Source organism: Pseudomonas frederiksbergensis, from assembly GCF_035751725.1.
Taxonomy (GTDB): domain Bacteria; phylum Pseudomonadota; class Gammaproteobacteria; order Pseudomonadales; family Pseudomonadaceae; genus Aquipseudomonas; species Aquipseudomonas frederiksbergensis_A.
In genome coordinates this window covers 629,237-647,105 of record NZ_CP142104.1, presented here as the reverse complement: position 1 = coordinate 647,105, position 17,869 = coordinate 629,237, and the positions used below count along the sequence as shown (strand labels likewise).

Annotated in this window: 15 protein-coding genes, 2 tRNA genes and 1 pseudogene; 4 read left to right on the top strand and 14 right to left on the bottom strand. The window is 61.2% G+C overall.

Translation table 11 applies throughout. The features are described 5' to 3' along the window. Positions 1–101: 101 nt before the first annotated feature. From rplI to rnr, 6 genes are all read right to left on the bottom strand, one after another. Positions 102–548, bottom strand: a complete 447-nt coding sequence (gene rplI / locus VQ575_RS02890; RefSeq protein WP_003186385.1) for a 50S ribosomal protein L9 — start codon at positions 546–548, stop codon at positions 102–104. A gap of 18 nt (positions 549–566) precedes the next feature. Continuing rightward, positions 567–1,460, bottom strand: coding sequence for a YybS family protein (locus VQ575_RS02885; protein WP_039592546.1), 894 nt, complete (start codon positions 1,458–1,460; stop codon positions 567–569). Positions 1,461–1,496: 36 nt separating this feature from the next. After that, positions 1,497–1,727, bottom strand: coding sequence for a 30S ribosomal protein S18 (rpsR, locus tag VQ575_RS02880; RefSeq protein ID WP_002551829.1), 231 nt, complete (start codon positions 1,725–1,727; stop codon positions 1,497–1,499). Between the two features lie 28 nt (positions 1,728–1,755). Then, on the bottom strand, positions 1,756–2,184 hold the full coding sequence (gene rpsF / locus VQ575_RS02875) for a 30S ribosomal protein S6 (RefSeq protein ID WP_003186395.1): 429 nt from the start codon (positions 2,182–2,184) through the stop codon (positions 1,756–1,758). A 240-nt stretch (positions 2,185–2,424) separates the two neighbouring features. After that, a complete protein-coding gene (gene rlmB / locus VQ575_RS02870; protein WP_039592545.1) occupies positions 2,425–3,186 on the bottom strand; it encodes a 23S rRNA (guanosine(2251)-2'-O)-methyltransferase RlmB in 762 nt (253 codons plus the stop codon). Beyond that, a complete protein-coding gene (rnr, locus tag VQ575_RS02865) occupies positions 3,183–5,801 on the bottom strand; it encodes a ribonuclease R (protein WP_325919025.1) in 2,619 nt (872 codons plus the stop codon). The genes rlmB and rnr overlap by 4 nt, the downstream gene beginning before the upstream one ends. Before the next feature lie 226 nt (positions 5,802–6,027). Here rnr and VQ575_RS02860 point away from each other — a divergent pair. The 4 genes from VQ575_RS02860 to VQ575_RS02845 all read left to right on the top strand — a co-directional run bounded on the left by VQ575_RS02860 (position 6,028) and on the right by VQ575_RS02845 (position 9,132). Then, positions 6,028–6,114 (top strand) — tRNA-Leu (locus VQ575_RS02860). A gap of 177 nt (positions 6,115–6,291) precedes the next feature. Next, positions 6,292–6,378 (top strand) — tRNA-Leu (locus tag VQ575_RS02855). A 178-nt stretch (positions 6,379–6,556) separates the two neighbouring features. Continuing rightward, positions 6,557–7,567: an extracellular solute-binding protein gene (locus VQ575_RS02850; protein WP_198724084.1), complete on the top strand. Its 1,011-nt coding sequence runs from the start codon at positions 6,557–6,559 to the stop codon at positions 7,565–7,567. Then, on the top strand, positions 7,567–9,132 hold the full coding sequence (locus VQ575_RS02845; RefSeq protein WP_325919023.1) for an ABC transporter permease: 1,566 nt from the start codon (positions 7,567–7,569) through the stop codon (positions 9,130–9,132). The genes VQ575_RS02850 and VQ575_RS02845 overlap by 1 nt, the downstream gene beginning before the upstream one ends. Positions 9,133–9,218: 86 nt before the next feature. On the opposite strand, the gene VQ575_RS27130 is transcribed toward VQ575_RS02845, so the two are convergent. The 8 genes and pseudogenes from VQ575_RS27130 to hfq form a co-directional block, all read right to left on the bottom strand. After that, a complete protein-coding gene (locus VQ575_RS27130) occupies positions 9,219–9,923 on the bottom strand; it encodes a methyl-accepting chemotaxis protein (RefSeq protein ID WP_411829961.1) in 705 nt (234 codons plus the stop codon). A gap of 201 nt (positions 9,924–10,124) precedes the next feature. Next, positions 10,125–10,178, bottom strand: a pseudogene (locus VQ575_RS27125) (hypothetical protein); the annotation flags it as partial. 1,125 nt (positions 10,179–11,303) lie between these two features. Further along, positions 11,304–12,596 (bottom strand): adenylosuccinate synthase, encoded by a 1,293-nt coding sequence (locus VQ575_RS02835; RefSeq protein ID WP_039592540.1) that lies wholly within the window; start codon positions 12,594–12,596, stop codon positions 11,304–11,306. A gap of 55 nt (positions 12,597–12,651) precedes the next feature. Beyond that, on the bottom strand, positions 12,652–13,839 hold the full coding sequence (locus tag VQ575_RS02830) for an ATP phosphoribosyltransferase regulatory subunit (protein WP_039592539.1): 1,188 nt from the start codon (positions 13,837–13,839) through the stop codon (positions 12,652–12,654). 322 nt (positions 13,840–14,161) lie between these two features. Next, positions 14,162–15,031, bottom strand: coding sequence for a protease modulator HflC (gene hflC, locus VQ575_RS02825; RefSeq protein ID WP_039592538.1), 870 nt, complete (start codon positions 15,029–15,031; stop codon positions 14,162–14,164). Further along, complete coding sequence (gene hflK / locus VQ575_RS02820; protein ID WP_039592537.1) at positions 15,031–16,206, bottom strand: FtsH protease activity modulator HflK; 1,176 nt, start codon at positions 16,204–16,206, stop codon at positions 15,031–15,033. The genes hflC and hflK overlap by 1 nt, the downstream gene beginning before the upstream one ends. A gap of 85 nt (positions 16,207–16,291) precedes the next feature. Continuing rightward, positions 16,292–17,593, bottom strand: coding sequence for a ribosome rescue GTPase HflX (gene hflX, locus VQ575_RS02815; RefSeq protein WP_039592536.1), 1,302 nt, complete (start codon positions 17,591–17,593; stop codon positions 16,292–16,294). A gap of 12 nt (positions 17,594–17,605) precedes the next feature. Further along, positions 17,606–17,866: an RNA chaperone Hfq gene (gene hfq / locus VQ575_RS02810; RefSeq protein WP_003186419.1), complete on the bottom strand. Its 261-nt coding sequence runs from the start codon at positions 17,864–17,866 to the stop codon at positions 17,606–17,608. Positions 17,867–17,869: the final 3 nt, after the last annotated feature.

Here is a 17,869-nt window from a genome sequence, read left to right as displayed (position 1 = left end):
GAAAATCAGGAATTGCAGAAAGACAAAGGGCACGACCTGTAGACAGGATCGTGCCCGATGTTACCGGCAAGCACCCGAGGGTGCCAACCGACAGGTATTGCTTAGGCTGCTACCACGACAACGCGTACGGTGGCTTCAACTTCGGCGTGCAGGTGCACGGCTACGTCGAATTCACCTACGTTGCGGATGGTGCCGTTCGGCAGACGAACTTCGCTTTTCGCAACTTCAACGCCGGAGGCGGTCAGTGCGTCAGCGATGTCGTGAGTACCGATCGAACCGAACAGCTTGCCTTCGTCGCCAGCGGTGGCAGTGATGGTCACTTCCAGCTCGGCCAGTTGGGCAGCACGGCTTTCAGCCGATGCCTTGCGGTCTGCAGCGGCTTTTTCCAGCTCAGCGCGACGCTCTTCGAACGCAGCCAGGTTGGCAGCGGTCGCAGCGGTGGCTTTGCCGAAAGGCAGCAGGTAGTTACGACCGTAGCCGGCCTTAACGTTTACTTTGTCGCCCAGGTTGCCCAGGTTGGCGATTTTTTCCAGAAGGATCAGTTGCATGTGAAAATCCTCTAACTTTTAACCTTCACCGTTCGCGCTGTCGGCGTCTTTCGGCGCCATACGACCGCGAAAATCAATCAGGCTGTCGACGATGGCCAGGACCACCAGCAACGGATAGATCAGCTGCATGAACAGCAACAACGTGACGTACAACCCCACCAGCCAGAACCTGGCCAGTCGCTTTTGCGCCACCAGCCCGTGAATCAGGGCCAGGGCGGCAAAGACCAGCGGTACGCTGCACAGCGGCGTGAGCATTGCCATCTGCGGACCGAAGTTCGGCCCCAGTAGCATGCCCGCCAACAGCAACATCGCCAGCCCAAGCGGGAAGCGGATGGCGCGAAACTCGCGACCAAAACCACCCGGGTTGTACAACAACGCCTGCCAGTAGCGCCCGATAACCAGGCTCAGCACACTGACGATTTGCAACAAGGCCGCAATCAGTCCGGTCAGGACGGGGGCAATCAGGGACGCGAAACGCGCCTGCTCCTCTACCGACATCTGCTGGTAGAGATCACCGAGCGCCTCGGGCAGGATTTTTACCAAAGCCTGCGACAGCATCTCGATCTGGGGCGCAAAAGCCACCCCGAGCACCACTGAAAACGCCACGCCTATCGCTATGCTGACCAGCAGCACGCGGTTCCAGGATTCACTGGCGCGCAATACCAACGCCAGCGCCGAAGACCCGAGCAGCACCATGACTGCACGCGGGTCCGCGGAATACAGCCACCAGAGCAAAGCCGGCAGCAGTCCCAGAGCAAGAACGCCCAAGGCGTCCCTCAATCCGCGCCGCAGGAGTACAAGACTCCCGGCGGCAGCACCCAACCAATACAACAACGGCAATGCCGCGCATCCAGCCACTACCAGAGTGGCCTGCATACGACCGCGCATGATGAACTCAGCTAAGGCGCGCATGCATTCAATCCCTTACTACTTGTCGACTGCCCGGTCTCAGCGGCCGTGGCTGTCGGTGTAGGCCAGCAGGGCCAGGAAGCGGGCGCGCTTGATAGCGGTGGCCAGCTGACGCTGATAACGAGCTTTGGTACCGGTGATACGGCTTGGAACGATTTTGCCGGTCTCGGATACGTAGGCTTTCAGGGTGTTGAGATCTTTGTAATCGATCTCTTTCACGTCTTCAGCGGTGAAGCGGCAGAATTTACGACGACGGAAGAAACGTGCCATGTGATTGGCTCCTTAAAAGGTCCGTGGATTACTCGTCAGCGTTATCGCTGTTGTCGCTGTCGCTATCGCTGTCATCGCCATCGGCGCTGTCAGAGTGCTCAGGACGGTCGCGACGCTCACGGCGCTCACTGCGGTTTTCTTCAGCCTTGAGCATCTCGGATTGGCCGGTGACGGCTTCTTCGCGACGGATGACCAGGTTACGGATCACTGCATCGTTGTAGCGGAAGTTGTCTTCCAGCTCGGCCAGGGCCTTGCCAGTGCACTCAACGTTCAGCATCACGTAGTGAGCCTTGTGAACATTGTTGATTGCGTAGGCCAGTTGACGACGGCCCCAATCTTCCAGACGGTGGATTTTGCCGCCGTCTTCTTCGATCAGCTTGGTGTAACGCTCAACCATGCCGCCGACTTGCTCGCTTTGATCCGGGTGGACCAAAAAGATGATTTCGTAATGACGCATGAATGCTCCTTACGGGTTGTAGCCTGCCGCTCAAAAACGGTCAGACAAGGAGTGAATGACACTTATGGACTTGAGGACGCTAGACACATAAGTGCCTGCCATCACAGCAAGGGGCGCAATTGTAGAGAAGGGCCGAGGGCGGCGCAAGGCAATTGGTGATTATTTGAACAACCACCACTTTCAGTTACGTACAGACCAATGTGGGAGCGGGCTTGCTCCCACAATTGAATCGCGCCAGCCTTAGGATTTCTTGCCGGCAGCCTTGGCACCACGTTGACGCTGGGCCTCGAACAGACACACACCCGTGGCGACCGAGACATTGAGGCTGCTCACGCTGCCGGCCATCGGCAGCTTGACCAGGTAATCGCAGTGTTCGCGGGTCAGGCGGCGCATACCCTTGCCCTCGGCACCCATGATCAGGATGGTTGGGCCGGTCAGGTCCTGGTCATAAATGCTGACCTCGGCCTCGCCCGCCGTGCCGACAACCCACAGGCCGCGCTGCTGGAGTTTTTCCAGGGTGCGCGCAAGATTGGTCACCGCCACCAACGGAATCACTTCCGCCGCGCCACAGGCGACTTTGCGCACTACCGGCGTCAAGGTCGCCGACTTGTCTTTAGGCACGATCACCGCCAGCGCGCCGGCGGCATCCGCCGAACGCAGGCAGGCGCCAAGGTTGTGCGGGTCGGTCACGCCGTCCAGCACCAGCAGCAGGGGCGCGCCTTCGGTGCGATCCAGGAGTTCGTCGAGCATCGCTTCGCCCCACACCTGGCTCGGGCTCACCTCGGCCACGACCCCCTGGTGCACGCCCTCGACCCAGGCGTCCATCTCGCGCCGCTCGGCCTGGCCGACCGCAACACGGTTTTCACCGGCCAGTTCAACCAGGGTCTGGACGCGCGGATCGCTACGCCCTTCCGCCAGCCAGATCTGCTTGACCCGCTTGGGGTGGTGACGCAGCAACGCTTCCACGGCATGCACGCCGTAGATTTTTTCCAGTTGACTCATGACTTGGCCTTGGGTTTACGCGCCCCGCCACTCTTGGCTGGGGCCGAGCCCGCTTTCGGCGGGCCTTTACGGTGTTTGCTCGGTTTGCTGCTCGCCTTGTCCGGAGCCGACCGTCCAGTTTTGCCGCCAGACGCCGCTTTACCGCCGCTCTTGGCTTCGGCCAGCAAGGCCTGTTTCATTTCTCGGCTTTTGCGCAGTTCGGCGTTTTTCGCCGCGGCATCGCTCGGGCGATAGGCTTCGACGGCCTTCTCCTTGGCCGAACCGCGACGCCCGGACTTGGACGACGCCGGCTCGGCTGCGGTCTTGGCCGCAGGCGCGGCGGTCTCGGTGCCACGTTTTTTGCGACCGATCGGCGCGTTGATGGTTTTTTCCGCCATCTCGAAGTCGATCTTGCGCTCGTCGAGGTCGACGCGCATTACCCGCACTTCGACCGTATCGCCAAGACGGAAGCTGCGACCGGTGCGCTCGCCCGCCAGGCGGTGGTGCACAGGGTCGAAGTGGTAGTAATCGCCCGGCAGCGCGGTGACATGCACCAAGCCTTCGACGTAGATGTCGGTCAGCTCGACGAACAGGCCAAAACCGGTCACGGCAGTGATCACGCCCGGGAACGACTCACCCACGCGATCCTTCATGTACTCGCACTTGAGCCAGTTCACGACGTCGCGAGTCGCTTCGTCGGCGCGTCGCTCGCTCATCGAGCACTGTTCGCCAAGCTGCTCCAAGGCCGCTTCGTCGTACGGGTAGATACGTGCCTTCGGAATGGTCATCGCACCGGCACGCTTGACGTGCGGGGTGTTCATCTTCGAATGGATAACACTGCGGATGGCCCGGTGCGTAAGCAGGTCGGGGTAGCGGCGGATCGGCGAGGTGAAGTGGGTATAGGCTTCGTAATTCAGGCCGAAGTGGCCCTGGTTGTCGGCGCTGTACACCGCCTGGCTCAAGGAGCGCAGCATCACGGTCTGGATCAGGTGGAAATCCGGGCGGTCCTTGATGCTAGCCAGCAGGGCCTGGTAGTCCTTGGGTGTCGGACCTTCCTTGCCTTTGTGCAGGGACAAGCCAAGCTCGCCGAGAAACGCTCGCAGTTTTTCCAGGCGCTCGGGCGGCGGGCCGTCGTGGACCCGATACAGCGCGGGAATCTCATGTTTTTTCAGGAATTCGGCCGTGGCGACGTTGGCCGCCAGCATGCATTCCTCGATCAGCTTGTGGGCATCGTTGCGCACGGTCGGCCGGATTTCGGCGATCTTGCGCTCGGTGCCGAAGATGATCCGGGTTTCCTGGGTTTCGAAATCGATCGCGCCGCGCACGTGACGCGCCGCCAGCAACACCTTGTACAGCGAATAGAGTTGCTTGAGGTGCGGGACGACATCGGTGTATTCGCCACGCAGCTTGCGCGACTCGGCCAGCTTCGGCGTTTCCAGCATCGCGCTGACCTTGTTGTAGGTCAGGCGGGCGTGGGAGTGGATTACGGCTTCATAGAAGCAGTAGTCCGTCATCTCGCCGGCCTTGGAGATGGTCATTTCGCAAACCATGGCCAGGCGATCGACGTGGGGGTTGAGCGAGCACAGCCCGTTGGACAGTTGCTCCGGCAGCATCGGCACCACGCGCTCGGGGAAATACACCGAGTTGCCGCGCACCTGGGCTTCGGCGTCCAGCGCCGAGCCGAGCTTCACATAGCTGGAAACGTCGGCAATGGCGACGTACAACTTCCAGCCACCGGAGAACAGGCGCAACTTGCCAGGGCGGGCTTCGCAGTAGACAGCATCGTCGAAGTCCCGGGCATCTTCACCGTCGATGGTGACGAATGGCAGGTGACGCAGGTCGATGCGCTTCTCTTTGTCTTTCTCTTCGACTTCCGGCTTGAGCTTGGCGGCCTCTTTCAGGACCGCTTCAGGCCAGACGTGAGGAATATCGTAGGTGCGCAGGGCGACGTCGATTTCCATCCCCGGCGCCATGTAGTTGCCGACCACCTCCACCACATCGCCTTGCGGCTGGAAGCGCGGGGTTGGCCAGTGGGTGATTTTCACCTCGACGAACTGGCCGATCTGCGCGTTGGCATTGCGGCCTGGCGTGACCAGCACTTCCTGTTGGATCTTCGGGTTGTCGGCAACGACAAAACCGATGCCACCTTCCTCGAAATAGCGGCCCACGATGGTTTCGTGTGCACGGGACACCACCTCGACGATCACGCCTTCGCGGCGTCCGCGACGGTCCAGGCCGGAAACCCGGGCAAGCGCACGGTCGCCATCGAACACCAGGCGCATCTGCGCCGGGCTCATGAACAGGTCATCGCTGCCATCGTCGGGAATCAGGAAACCGAAGCCGTCGCGGTGACCGGCGATACGGCCCAGGATCAGATCGAGCTTGTCGACCGGGGCATAGGTGCCGCGCCGGGTGTAGATGAGTTGAGCATCGCGCTCCATGGCACGCAGACGGCGGCGCAGGGCTTCGAGCTGGTCCTCGGTGGTCAGGCCGAATTCTTCGACCAGCTGCTCACGGCTAGCAGGCGAACCCCGATCGGCGAGATGCGCCAGGATCAGTTCGCGGCTAGGAATAGGGTTTTCATATTTTTCCGCTTCACGAGCGGCCTCGGGATCGAGGGACTGCCAATCGGCCATTAGAGAGTTTTCACCTTGTCTATATGCGGGTTAGTTTGGCATAGGCGTAATGAAACGGGAAATTTCAAGCGTCAGATGCCTTTTCTAAAGTCTTTCGACAGGCCTTTGAAGCCCCTGATTGCACCGCTCGTGAAATTTAGCGTTTTTTTTGCGCCCAGGGGTTTACAGTTAAAAACACGCTCCGTATAGTGCGCGCCATCGACGACGTACACACGTTGCCGATGTTGCCCAGATGGTGAAATTGGTAGACACGCCAGCTTCAGGTGCTGGTGACCGCAAGGTCGTGGAAGTTCGAGTCTTCTTCTGGGCACCAATTTCGAGCAGCAGGTCAGTAACCTGCCAGCTTCACAAAAAACCCGCGAAAGCGGGTTTTTTGCGTTTGCACCCCTGTAATTGCGTTTGGCAATTATCAAAATAAAAACAGGGGTTTACAGATCAAAACGCGCTCCGTATAGTGCGCCCCATCAACAGCGGCAACGCTGAAGATGCTGCCCAGATGGTGAAATTGGTAGACACGCCAGCTTCAGGTGCTGGTGACCGCAAGGTCGTGGAAGTTCGAGTCTTCTTCTGGGCACCAATTCAAGCTTCAAGGTTATATGCCTTGAACCTCACAGAAACCCGCGAAAGCGGGTTTTTGCGTTTCCGGGATCCGGAAATCCCTCCCAACAAGCGTCAGACACTCGGACGCACATGAGAAACAATATCGTTTATCATTGTTACAAGTTTTTGCTACACGACAGTGAGGAACCCCGCGAATGATGTTTCGATTCACCCTGCGCCGCGCCCTGACCTTCACCCTGCTCGGCCTGACCCTCGCAACGCCCCTCACCCAAGCCGCCGACAAGGTGGAACTGACCCTCTACAACGGCCAACACAAAGAAGTCGGCGATGCATTGGCCAAGGCCTTCGAAGCCAAGACCGGCATTCACGTCAATGTGCGCAAGGGCAGCAGCAACCAACTCGCCAGCCAAGTCGTCGAAGAAGGCAACCGCTCCCCCGCCGATGTGATCTACACCGAGGAATCGCCGCCGCTGAACAAGCTAGGCGAACAAGGCCTGCTGGCGAAGATCGACGATGCAACCCTCAACGTGCTTCCCAAAGACTATGTCGCCAACAACGGCACCTGGATGGGCGTGACCGCTCGCGTTCGCGTGGTCGCCTACAACCCCAAGCTGATCGATGAAAAGGACCTGCCGAAAACCGTCCTGGATTTCGCCCAGCCACAATGGCAAGGCAAGGTCGGCTTCGTACCGACCAGCGGCGCGTTCCAGGAACAAGCGGTGGCGATCATCAAATTGCACGGTCAGGAAGCGGCCGAGGAATGGCTCACCGGGCTGCGCGCCTTTGGCAAGGTCTACAGCAACAACATGGTCGCCCTCAAAGCCGTGGAGAACGGTGAAGTGGCGACAGTCCTGGTGAACAATTACTACTGGTTCGCCCTGCAGAGAGAGAAGGGACAGCTCGATTCCAAACTGCATTACTTTACCGGCGGCGATGCCGGTGGTCTGGTCACCGTCTCCAGCGCCGCCGCATTGAAATCCAGTCAACATCCCAAGGAAGCCCAACAGTTGCTTGCCTACATGGCCAGTGAAGAAGGCCAGCGGGTGATTACCCAGACGTCCGCCGAGTATCCGCTGCACAAGGGCATGACCTCGGATCGCGGCCTTAAGCCGTTCAATGAACTGGAGCCGCCCAAAGTGACTCCGGCCGACCTCGGCAATGCCGAAGAAGCCTTGGAACTGGAACGCGAAGTCGGCCTGAACTGATGACGCCGTCGCTCAGCGCCTCTCCCGCAGCCGGGGCTTACGTTCCCCGGCGCAAGCGCCCGTCGATCGGGTTGATATTGCCAGTGCTGCTGCTCGTCCTGCTGAGCCTGCTGCCACTGCTCTACGTGACTACAAAGGCTTGGCAGGCCGGCTGGGCGGAGGCCTTGCATTTGTTGTGGCGGCCTTATGTATTTGGCTTGCTGCGCAACACGTTGGCACTGATGGCCGGCGTCACGCTGGCCTGTGGCATCGTCGGCCTGTCACTGGCCTGGCTGCTGGAGCGCAGCAATCTGCCGGGACGTCGTGCCTGGGGCGTTGTTCTGTGCTTGCCGTTCGCAGTGCCGGCGTTCGTGAGCAGCTTCACCTGGGTATCCCTGAGCGCGCAGTTCGAAGGGCTGGGCGGGGCAATCCTGGTGATGAGCCTGTCCAAATACCCGCTGATCTTTCTCCCCGTGGCCGCAACGCTGCGCAACCTCGACCCATCCCTTGAAGAATCCGCCCGCACCCTGGGGCACAACCGCTGGGGCGTGTTCTTTCGCGTCACCCTGCCCTTGCTCTGGCCTTCGCTCCTGGCCGGTTCCCTGCTGATTGCCCTGCACATGCTGGTTGAGTTCGGCGCACTGTCGATCATCGGCCTGCAGACGTTCACCACCGCGATCTATCAACAGTTCGAGCTGGAATTCAGCAATGCCAACGCCGCCATGCTGTCAGCGGTCTTGCTGGTGCTGTGCCTGGCGCTGTTGTGGCTGGAACTGCGAATACGCGGCAAGGGCCGTCATGTTCGCACCGGGCAAGGCGCAGCACGCCAGGCCGAACACGTACACCTCGGCGCCTGGATGCTTCTGGGGCAACTGTATTGCCTGGCGCTGGCAATCATCGGCAGCGGCATCCCGCTGGGAATGCTGGCGTATTGGCTGGCCGTGGGTACTTCCGCGGCATTCCCGGCGGGTGAGATCGGCGAAGCGCTGCTGTCATCCCTGGCACTTTCGCTGGGCGGCGCCGCGCTCTGCCTCGTGCTGGCAGTGCCGGTCGGACTGCTGGTGGTGCGCCACAAGGGTCGGCTGGCGACATGGGCCGAACGCCTGCCCTACTTGCTGCACGCACTTCCCGGATTGGTGATTGCCCTGAGCCTGGTGTATTTCGCCCTGCACTATGTGCCGGCGCTGTACCAGACTTCCGGCCTGCTGCTGATTGCCTATGCGCTGCTGTTCCTGCCACTGGCCCAGGCCCCGGTGCGTACGGCGCTGAACAAGGCCGCGCCGCAGTTGGAAGAAGCGGCGCGGACGCTGGGGGCTTCGTCGTTCAGTGCGTTTTGCCGGGTGACCCTGCCAATCATCTTCCCGGCGCTGGGTGCCGCGTTCGCCCTGGTGTTTCTGGACGCGATGAAGGAGTTGACCGCCACGCTGCTGCTGAGCCCGACTGGACTCAATACCTTGGCGACAGCGGTTTGGGCACATACCTCGAATGTGGAATTCGCGGCGGCAGCGCCTTATGCGGCGCTGTTGATTGTCGTGTCGGGGTTGCCGGTCTATTTGCTGACGACGCGGATGTATCTGAGCCGCTGAGAGGGCTACAGGGAGCCAACTCGCCCCCACGGGGAAAGTAATGTGGGAGCGAGCCAGCTCGCGAAGAGCCAGCCATGAATCTCGAATCAGGCCCTGAACTGCCCCAGGCTGGCCTTCAACTGTGCCGCCAGGTTATCCAGCACCTTGCCACTGGCCGTAGTCTCGACCACCGCCTGGGCAGCTTTTTCGGCCTGGGCATGAATGGTCTCGACCCGACCACGCACCGCTTGCGCGCCTTGGGCCTGATGCGCTGCTGCCTGGGTCGCCAAACCGATGGCCGCATGAACCTGTTCGACTGATGCCTGCACCGACTGCTGCAGCCGCGCACTGTCACGCAATACCGACAGACCTTCGCTGGCCTGCCGCCCGGCCTGGCCAATGGCAGCCACCGCTTCACGCGCCCCTTGCTGCAACGCCACGATATGCGCCTGGATGTCGCCCGTAGAGCTCTGGGTCTTGCTCGCCAGCGCCCGCACCTCATCCGCTACCACCGCAAACCCACGCCCGGTCTCCCCGGCCCGTGCCGCCTCGATGGCCGCGTTCAAGGCCAATAGGTTGGTCTGCTCGGCAATGCCGTGGATCACCGTCAACACCACTTCGATCTGCTCGCTCTGCTGGGCCAGTCGCTCGATGACTTTCGCCCCCGTGTCGACCTGCCCGGCCAACGCCTCAATCAAACTGCCGACCTTGGCCGACGTGCGGGTGGTTTCATCAGTGGCCTGACGAATCTCGACCACTTGCTGCAAGGCTGCCTGCATCGCCTGGCTTTCCGACTGCGCCTCATCGGCCATCTGCGACAGGGCACGCAGGCTTTCCGCCACTTCATCGCGCTGCATCCCGGCGGCCGCATCGGCACCAGAGTTGCGCAGCGTCATCGCGCCAATTTCCTGGCCGGTACGCTGAGCCACGTCCCCCGCCTCGCGCACGATGGGTTGCAACTTATCCACAAAGCGATTGACCGCCGAGGCCATGTCGCCGATTTCGTCCTTGCTGTTGATCTGCACGCGCTTGGTCAAATCGCCCTCGCCCGCCGCCAGATCGTTCATCGCCGCGATCAACAGCTTCAGGCGATTGACCACCCGACGCCCCAGCACCACGGCAAGCAACACCAACACGCCCAACCCCACCAACGCCAGGCCCAGGCCGATGCGCCAGCGCAACGTCCCCGCAGCTTCCTGCACGGTCGCAGCGGTATTGGTCTGCATTTCGGTGGCGGTGGCCTGCGCCGAGCCCAGCCGGCCACGCATCGCGGCGGCACTGTCGGCAGCCGCGCCCTTGAGGCTGTCGCCCACCAGTTGATCGCTGCTGGCGATCAATGCGGAGAAGCGCTGGTCAAGCGCCTTCAGGTCGGTCTCCACTGAAGCGGTGGAAACGCCCATCAGCACCTTGCCGATCTCCACGCCGTTGGGGTTGATCGAGGCCTCGAGGTAATACACCGATGGATCGTTCTTCGCCGCATCCAACACTTTGTCCAGGGCCCGCTCGCCCTTGCCTTTTTCCAGCAGGGCCTTGTTGATCGGGTTTTCCCGGTTCAGGTAGCGGGTCAGGTGTTCTCCAGCGGCGTCGTCGTAGATGACGAACAGCACATTGGGATTGCGCTGGGCCCGGCGGGCGAATTCGGAAAGGGTCGGTACATCACTGTCCCACATGGCGCGGGGCGCAACGGAGGCCAGGAGCTGCGCCATATCATTGGCGGAATCCCTCAGGTCTTTTTCCAGGGTTGCACGCAGCTGGGCCTGCTCCTCCTTCAGGCGCGAAGACAAACCTGCGGTCAAGCGCTGGCGGGTACTGGCGGACAAGCTGTCAAGGCTGGAGGTGACTTCGCGACCAGCCTGCTCCAACTCACCGGCCAACTTCTGGCTGTCGGCGCCCAGGCGCGAGCCCAGGTCGGACTCCAGCGCCGTGACCGTGCTTCGGGTCAGCGCAACGGCGACCAGTACCTGCACCAAAAGGGCGATACCGAGAGTAACGAACACAGGCCGCAACAAACGGCTTTGTAACAGTGAGAGAACGGCCGACACGTGAAATCCCTCTACCAAACGCCATTAATTTGATGGCACTCGGAGAAGCGGTGCCTTAATGCAGATGCGTAGCAAGTGTCATGCCGTCCGCCAGGGAGAAACGACAAAGGGCTCCCTAAGGAGCCCTTTGTTTGTTACATCAATGACTTATCAGCCAAACGGATGACGCAGGACGATGGTTTCGTTGCGGTCCGGCCCCGTCGAAATAATGTCGATCGGTGCACCGACCAACTCTTCGACGCGCTTGATGTAGTTGCGCGCGGCCACTGGCAGCTCTTCCAGGGTCTTGGCGCCCACGGTCGATTCGGTCCAGCCCGGCATCTGCTCGTACACCGGCTCCAGGCCGATGTAGCTGTCGGCGTCGGTCGGTGCGTCGATGACTGCGCCGTCCTGGTTCTTGTAGCCGACGCAGATATTGATGGTTTCCAGGCCGTCCAGTACGTCCAGTTTGGTCAGGCACAGGCCCGAGATACTGTTGACGTCGATGGCGCGACGCAGGATGACGGCATCGAACCAGCCGCAACGACGGGCACGGCCGGTGGTGGCGCCGAACTCGTGGCCGCGCTTGGCCAGGAAGGCCCCGACGTCGTCGAACAGCTCAGTCGGGAACGGACCGGAACCGACGCGGGTGGTGTAGGCCTTGGTGATACCCAGGATGTAGTCCAGGTACATCGGGCCAAAACCCGAACCGGTGGCGATGCCGCCGGCAGTGGTGTTGGAACTGGTGACGTACGGGTAGGTGCCGTGGTCGATGTCCAGCAGCGAACCCTGGGCGCCTTCGAACATGATGTCCTTGCCGGCGCGACGCAGCTCGTGCAGCTCGGCAGTGACGTCGAGCATCATCGGCTTGAGCAGCTCGGCGTATTCCATGCACTCGTCCAGGGTCTTCTGGAAGTCGATGGCCGGCTCTTTGTAGTAATTGACCAGGACAAAGTTGTGGTAATCCAGCAACTCGCCCAGCTTGGCGGCGAAACGCTCACGGTGGAACAGGTCACCGATGCGCAGGCCACGACGGGCTACTTTGTCTTCGTAGGCCGGGCCGATGCCGCGACCGGTAGTGCCGATCTTCAGCTCGCCACGGGCCTTTTCACGGGCCTGGTCCAGCGCCACGTGATAGGACAGGATCAGCGGGCAGGACGGGCTGATACGCAGGCGCTCGCGCACCGGCACGCCTTTCTCTTCCAGCTTGATGATTTCCCGCAGCAGGGCGTCGGGGGCAACCACCACACCGTTGCCGATCAGGCATTGGACGCCTTCGCGCAGCACGCCCGACGGAATCAGGTGCAGGACGGTTTTCTCACCGTCGATCACCAAGGTGTGGCCTGCGTTGTGGCCACCCTGGTAGCGCACTACGGCGGCAGCATGTTCGGTCAGCAGATCAACGATCTTGCCTTTGCCCTCATCACCCCACTGGGTGCCCAGGACTACGACATTCTTACCCATAACACTTGTCCTCATTCGCGCAAACTTGGTGCCGGCTCCAGGCCGGCAGGAAAACTCAAGAAGCCAGCGGCAATACTTGCCAAAGCCCGTTCTGCTGAATCAATTGCCGGTCGCAGTCCGCTTCACGGGCGGCGGCCAAAGGTTGCCCAGGCAACGCCTGGACGACACGCTGACCCTCACTGCGCAACTGACAGACTGCCTGCCAGAGTGCCGCATCCGTACTGTCAGGCATCCAGATACCGCCAGACGGTAGCTCGATTTCAGCACGCCCCAGGGTCACCAGGGTTTTCAAATCGGTAGAGAAGCCGGTCGCCGGACGCGCGCGGCCAAAATCGGCGCCGATGTCGTCGTAGCGTCCACCCTGGGCGATGGACTGGCCAACACCCGGGACAAACACCGCGAACACCACGCCGGTGTGATAGTGATAACCGCGCAGCTCACCCAGGTCGAAATACAGCGGCAACTCCGGGAAACGCACCGACAGACGCTCGGCAATCGCCAACAGGTCCTCCAGCGCCGCCAACACCGGAGCCGGCGCACCGGCCAGGCGCTCGCGCGCAGCATCCAGCACTTCACGGCCGCCGCAAAGGTCCACCAATGCCCGCAGCATGCCGGACAGGTCACTCGGCAAATCTTCGGTCAGGCTGATGACTTCATCGATCGCCTTGCGCTGCAACGCGTCGAACAACCGCTGCTCGACTTCGCCAGACAGGCCGGCCGCACGGGCCAGGCCGCGATAGATACCGACATGGCCCAGGTCCATGTGGACATCCGGCACGTCAGCCAGTTGCAGCATGGCCAACATCAGGCTGATGACTTCCACATCGCTGCTTGGGCTGGCGTCGCCATACAGCTCGGCACCCAGCTGGATCGGGCTGCGCGAAGACGACAAGGCACGCGGCTGGGCATGCAGGACACTGCCGGCGTAGCACAGGCGGCTCGGGCCTTCGCGACGCAGAGTGTGGGCATCGATGCGCGCCACTTGAGGGGTGATGTCGGCCCGGAAGCCCATCTGCCGCCCCGATTGCGGGTCGATAACCTTGAAGGTGCGAAGATCCAGGTCCTGGCCCGCGCCGGTCAGCAGGGATTCCAGGTACTCGATATGCGGGGTAACGACGAACTCGTAACCCCAGCTCTGGAACAGATCCAACACCTGCCGACGCGCTACTTCGATACGCGCGGCTTCCGGTGGCAGTACTTCTTCGATGCCATCTGGCAGCAGCCAGCGGTCTACCGTTGCCATTACGCCATTCCCCTATGGTCCGGGCGGCCAGCTTTCGGGCTGGCCTTGAGTGAAGCAGAAAATGCCCGCGTCATGCGAAAAACCGCAAACAACGCGCAAGGGCGACGTGACGAATGGCCCTGGATCGGCCTCGCCAAGCACTTTCCTCGAAAAACCTGTCGGGCCGTTCGACCCGATGCCTGCACGCATGAACCACAATCGAACGTGCAGACGCAAAAAAGCCGGGAATTTCCCGGCTGCCGCATCATACACACGTTTTCCCAAAGGATCACCCCGCCCGACGTTTTAGCCGCCGGGCGGAGTGCTTCAGGTCAACGATGTATCAAGGCTTGGCCTTTTCCAGGTAGTGGAAAAAGTCGCTGCTTGGGTCGAGGACCAGGACGTCGGATTTGTTCGCGAAACTTTCACGGTAGGCACGCAGGCTACGGTAGAACGCGTAGAACTCCTGATCCTGACCGTAGGCCTTGGCGTAGATCGCAGCGGCCTGGGCATCACCATCACCGCGGACCTCTTCCGACTCACGATAGGCCTCGGCCAGCAGCACACGGCGTTGACGATCGGCGTCGGCACGGATGCCTTCGGCCAGCTCGTTACCCTTGGCGCGGTGCTCGCGAGCTTCACGCTCACGCTCGGTGCTCATGCGCTCGAACACGCTGCGGTTCACTTCCTTCGGCAGGTCGATGGCCTTGACCCGGACATCGACCACTTCGATACCCAGCTCTTTTTCCGCCATCGCGTTCAGCGAACGAGTGATATCGGCCATGAGCGCATCACGCTCACCGGAGACCACTTCATGCAGGGTACGTTTACCGAACTGGTCACGCAGGCCCGACTCCAGGCGACGGGACAGACGCTCGTCGGCGATCTGCTTGAGGCCGGAAGTCGCGGTGTAGAAGCGCTCGGCATCCTTGACGCGCCACTTGGCGTAGGCATCGACCATCACGGCTTTCTTTTCCAGCGTCAGGAAGCGCTGCGTCGGTGCGTCCAGCGTCATCAGGCGGGCATCGAACTTGCGCACCTTGTTAACGTACGGCACCTTCACATGCAGCCCTGGTTGGACATCGGGCTGGACCACGCGACCGAATTGCAGCAACACCGCGCGCTCGGTCTGAGCCACGATGTAGAAACAGTTCCAGGCAGCGATCGCCACGACGACACCGACAATAAGGGCGATCAGCGATTTATTGCTCATCAGCGACTCTCCCTGGTACGTGCTTGCTGTTGCTGCAGGTCCGCCGCCGCGCGGGCGTTGGCTTCATTGCTGGCCGCCGCCGCCGCGCCGGTTGGCGGCGTGCCGGTGTTACGACCACTTTCGACCATCTTGTCCAGGGGCAGGTACAGCAGATTGCTCTGGCCGTTCTTGTTCCCGGTCACGAGGACCTTGCTGGTGTTGCTGAAGACTTCCTGCATGGTGTCCAGGTACAGACGCTGGCGGGTCACTTCAGGGGCCTTGCGATACTCGGCGACCAGCTTGGTGAAGCGATCGGCCTCACCCTTGGCACGGGAAACCACTTCGTCGCGGTAGCCGTTGGCATCCTCGATGATGCGCTGGGCCTGGCCACGGGCTTCCGGCACGACGCCGTTGGCGTAGGTTTCGGCCTGGTTGCGCGAGCGCTGCTCGTCTTCACGGGCGCGGATCACGTCGTCAAAGGCTTCCTGTACTTCGCGCGGTGCCGCTGCGCTCTGGACGTTGACCTGGGTGACGGTGATACCGGTGCGATAGGTATCGAGGAACCGTTGCAGGCGCTCCTTGATTTCGCTGGCCATCAGCTCACGACCTTCAGTCAGCACCTGGTCCATGGCGGTGGAGCCCACCACATGGCGCAGCGCACTTTCAGTCGCATGTTGCAGGCTGATTTCCGGCTGATCGACGTTCAGCACGAAGTCCTGCAGGTTGGTGATCTTGTACTGCACGGTCAGCGGCACTTCGACGATGTTCTCGTCTTCGGTCAGCATCTGGCCCTGCTTGGTGTAGGCACGCTCACGCGTGACGTTCTCCATGTACTTCTGGTCGATCGGCGGGAAATAGATGTTCAGGCCCGGGCCGACGGTTTCGTAGTACTTGCCGAAGCGCAGCACCACGGCCTGCTCCTGCTCGTCCACGACATAAACCGCGCTGTACAGCCAGACAGCCGCGAGCACGACAAGACCGATGCCGAGCAGGCCAAAACCGCCGCCCTTGCCCGGACGGCTGCCGCCATCGTCACCGCGTTTCTTACCACCACCGAACAAACCGTTCAGGCTTTCCTGCAGCTTGCGGAAGGCCTCGTCGAGATCCGGTGGTCCCTTGCGGTCGCCGTTGTTACGACGCTTGCCGCCCCAGGGATCCTGGTTATTCGAGTTGCCACCCGGCTCATTCCAAGCCATAGCGCTCTCCATCTGATAAAGCAAAGACGCACCCACGGCGCGCCGGCCAATGCTACAGAATGCCTGACACAGCTTTCTCAGGCTTTTATTGCAAAGTGTGTTGCTCGATGAATTCCATCGGTTGCAGCCCTTCGCGACTGACCAATCGGTTCAGTTCCGATCGAGGCAGGCGAACGGCCAGCAGGCAGATGCCTTCTTCGTCGTGTTCTTCTTTCTGTACCGCCCCCAACTCGAAAAACTGCGCACGCAACCGGGCAAAACGCTGCGGCAGCTTCAAGGTGCCGACGAACAAGTCATCCCCCAGCAGCTCCGCCACCGCCTGCTTGAGCAGGTCCAGGCCGCTGCCATCACGGGCCGACAGCCAGACCCGTTGCGGCTTGCCATCGGCATCGCGCTGGATCTGCGGCTCGACCCCTTCGAGCAAATCGAGTTTGTTGTATACCTCGAGGATCGGCAAGTCCTGGGCCCCGATCTCGCCCAGCACCACCATGACCTGTTCAATCTGCAGCATCCGATCCGGTTCGGCGGCATCGATCACATGCAGCAGCAGGTCGGAGTTGCTCGACTCTTCGAGCGTAGCTCGGAAAGCCTCGACCAGCTTGTGCGGCAAATGCCGGATGAAACCCACGGTATCGGCCAGCACGATCGGCCCGAGGTCGTTCAGGTCGAGCCGGCGCAGGGTCGGGTCGAGCGTGGCGAACAACTGGTCGGCGGCATAGACGTCGGACTGGGTGACGTTGTTGAACAGGGTCGATTTGCCCGCGTTGGTATAACCCACCAGTGAAACCGTCGGGATGTCGGCCCGCTTGCGGCCTCGTCGCGACTGCTCGCGCTGGCTGCGAACCTTCTCCAGCCGCCCCTTGATCTGGCGCAGGCGAACCCGCAGCAGGCGCCGGTCGGTTTCCAGCTGGGTTTCACCCGGGCCGCGCAGGCCGATACCGCCTTTCTGGCGCTCGAGGTGAGTCCAGCCGCGGACCAGTCGCGTGCTCATGTGCTCAAGCTGGGCCAGTTCGACCTGGAGCTTGCCTTCATGAGTCCGCGCGCGCTGGGCGAAGATGTCGAGAATCAGCCCGGTGCGGTCGATCACGCGACACTCGAAGACACGTTCGAGGTTGCGTTCCTGACTGGGCGTAAGGATGTGATTGAAAATCACCAGATCGATGTGCTCGACCTTGACCAGGTCGCGCAACTCCTCGACCTTGCCACTGCCGATCAGGAACTTGGCGGTTGGCCGATGACGCGGCACGTTGAAAAACGCGACGGTCTCGGCGCCGGCCGAAATTGCCAATTCCTGAAACTCCTGCGGATCTTCGCGCGCCTCAGGGTCCTGTCCTTCCAAGTGAACGAGAATAGTCCGCTCACCACCACCGTGGCGCTCAAAGAACAAAGGAGGCTCCTATCAAGCGTTACCCGGCTCAGCGTCACCGCCTTCGGATTCGGTTGCGCTAGGCAGACGAATTGGACGAACAGGCACCACTGTCGAGATAGCGTGTTTGTAGACCATTTGGCTGACGGTGTTCTTCAGCAGGATGACGAACTGGTCGAAAGACTCGATCGTGCCTTGCAGTTTGATCCCGTTGACCAGATAGATGGACACCCCAACTTTCTCTTTACGTAAAGTGTTCAAGTAAGGGTCTTGTAGCGAATGCCCTTTTGACATGTG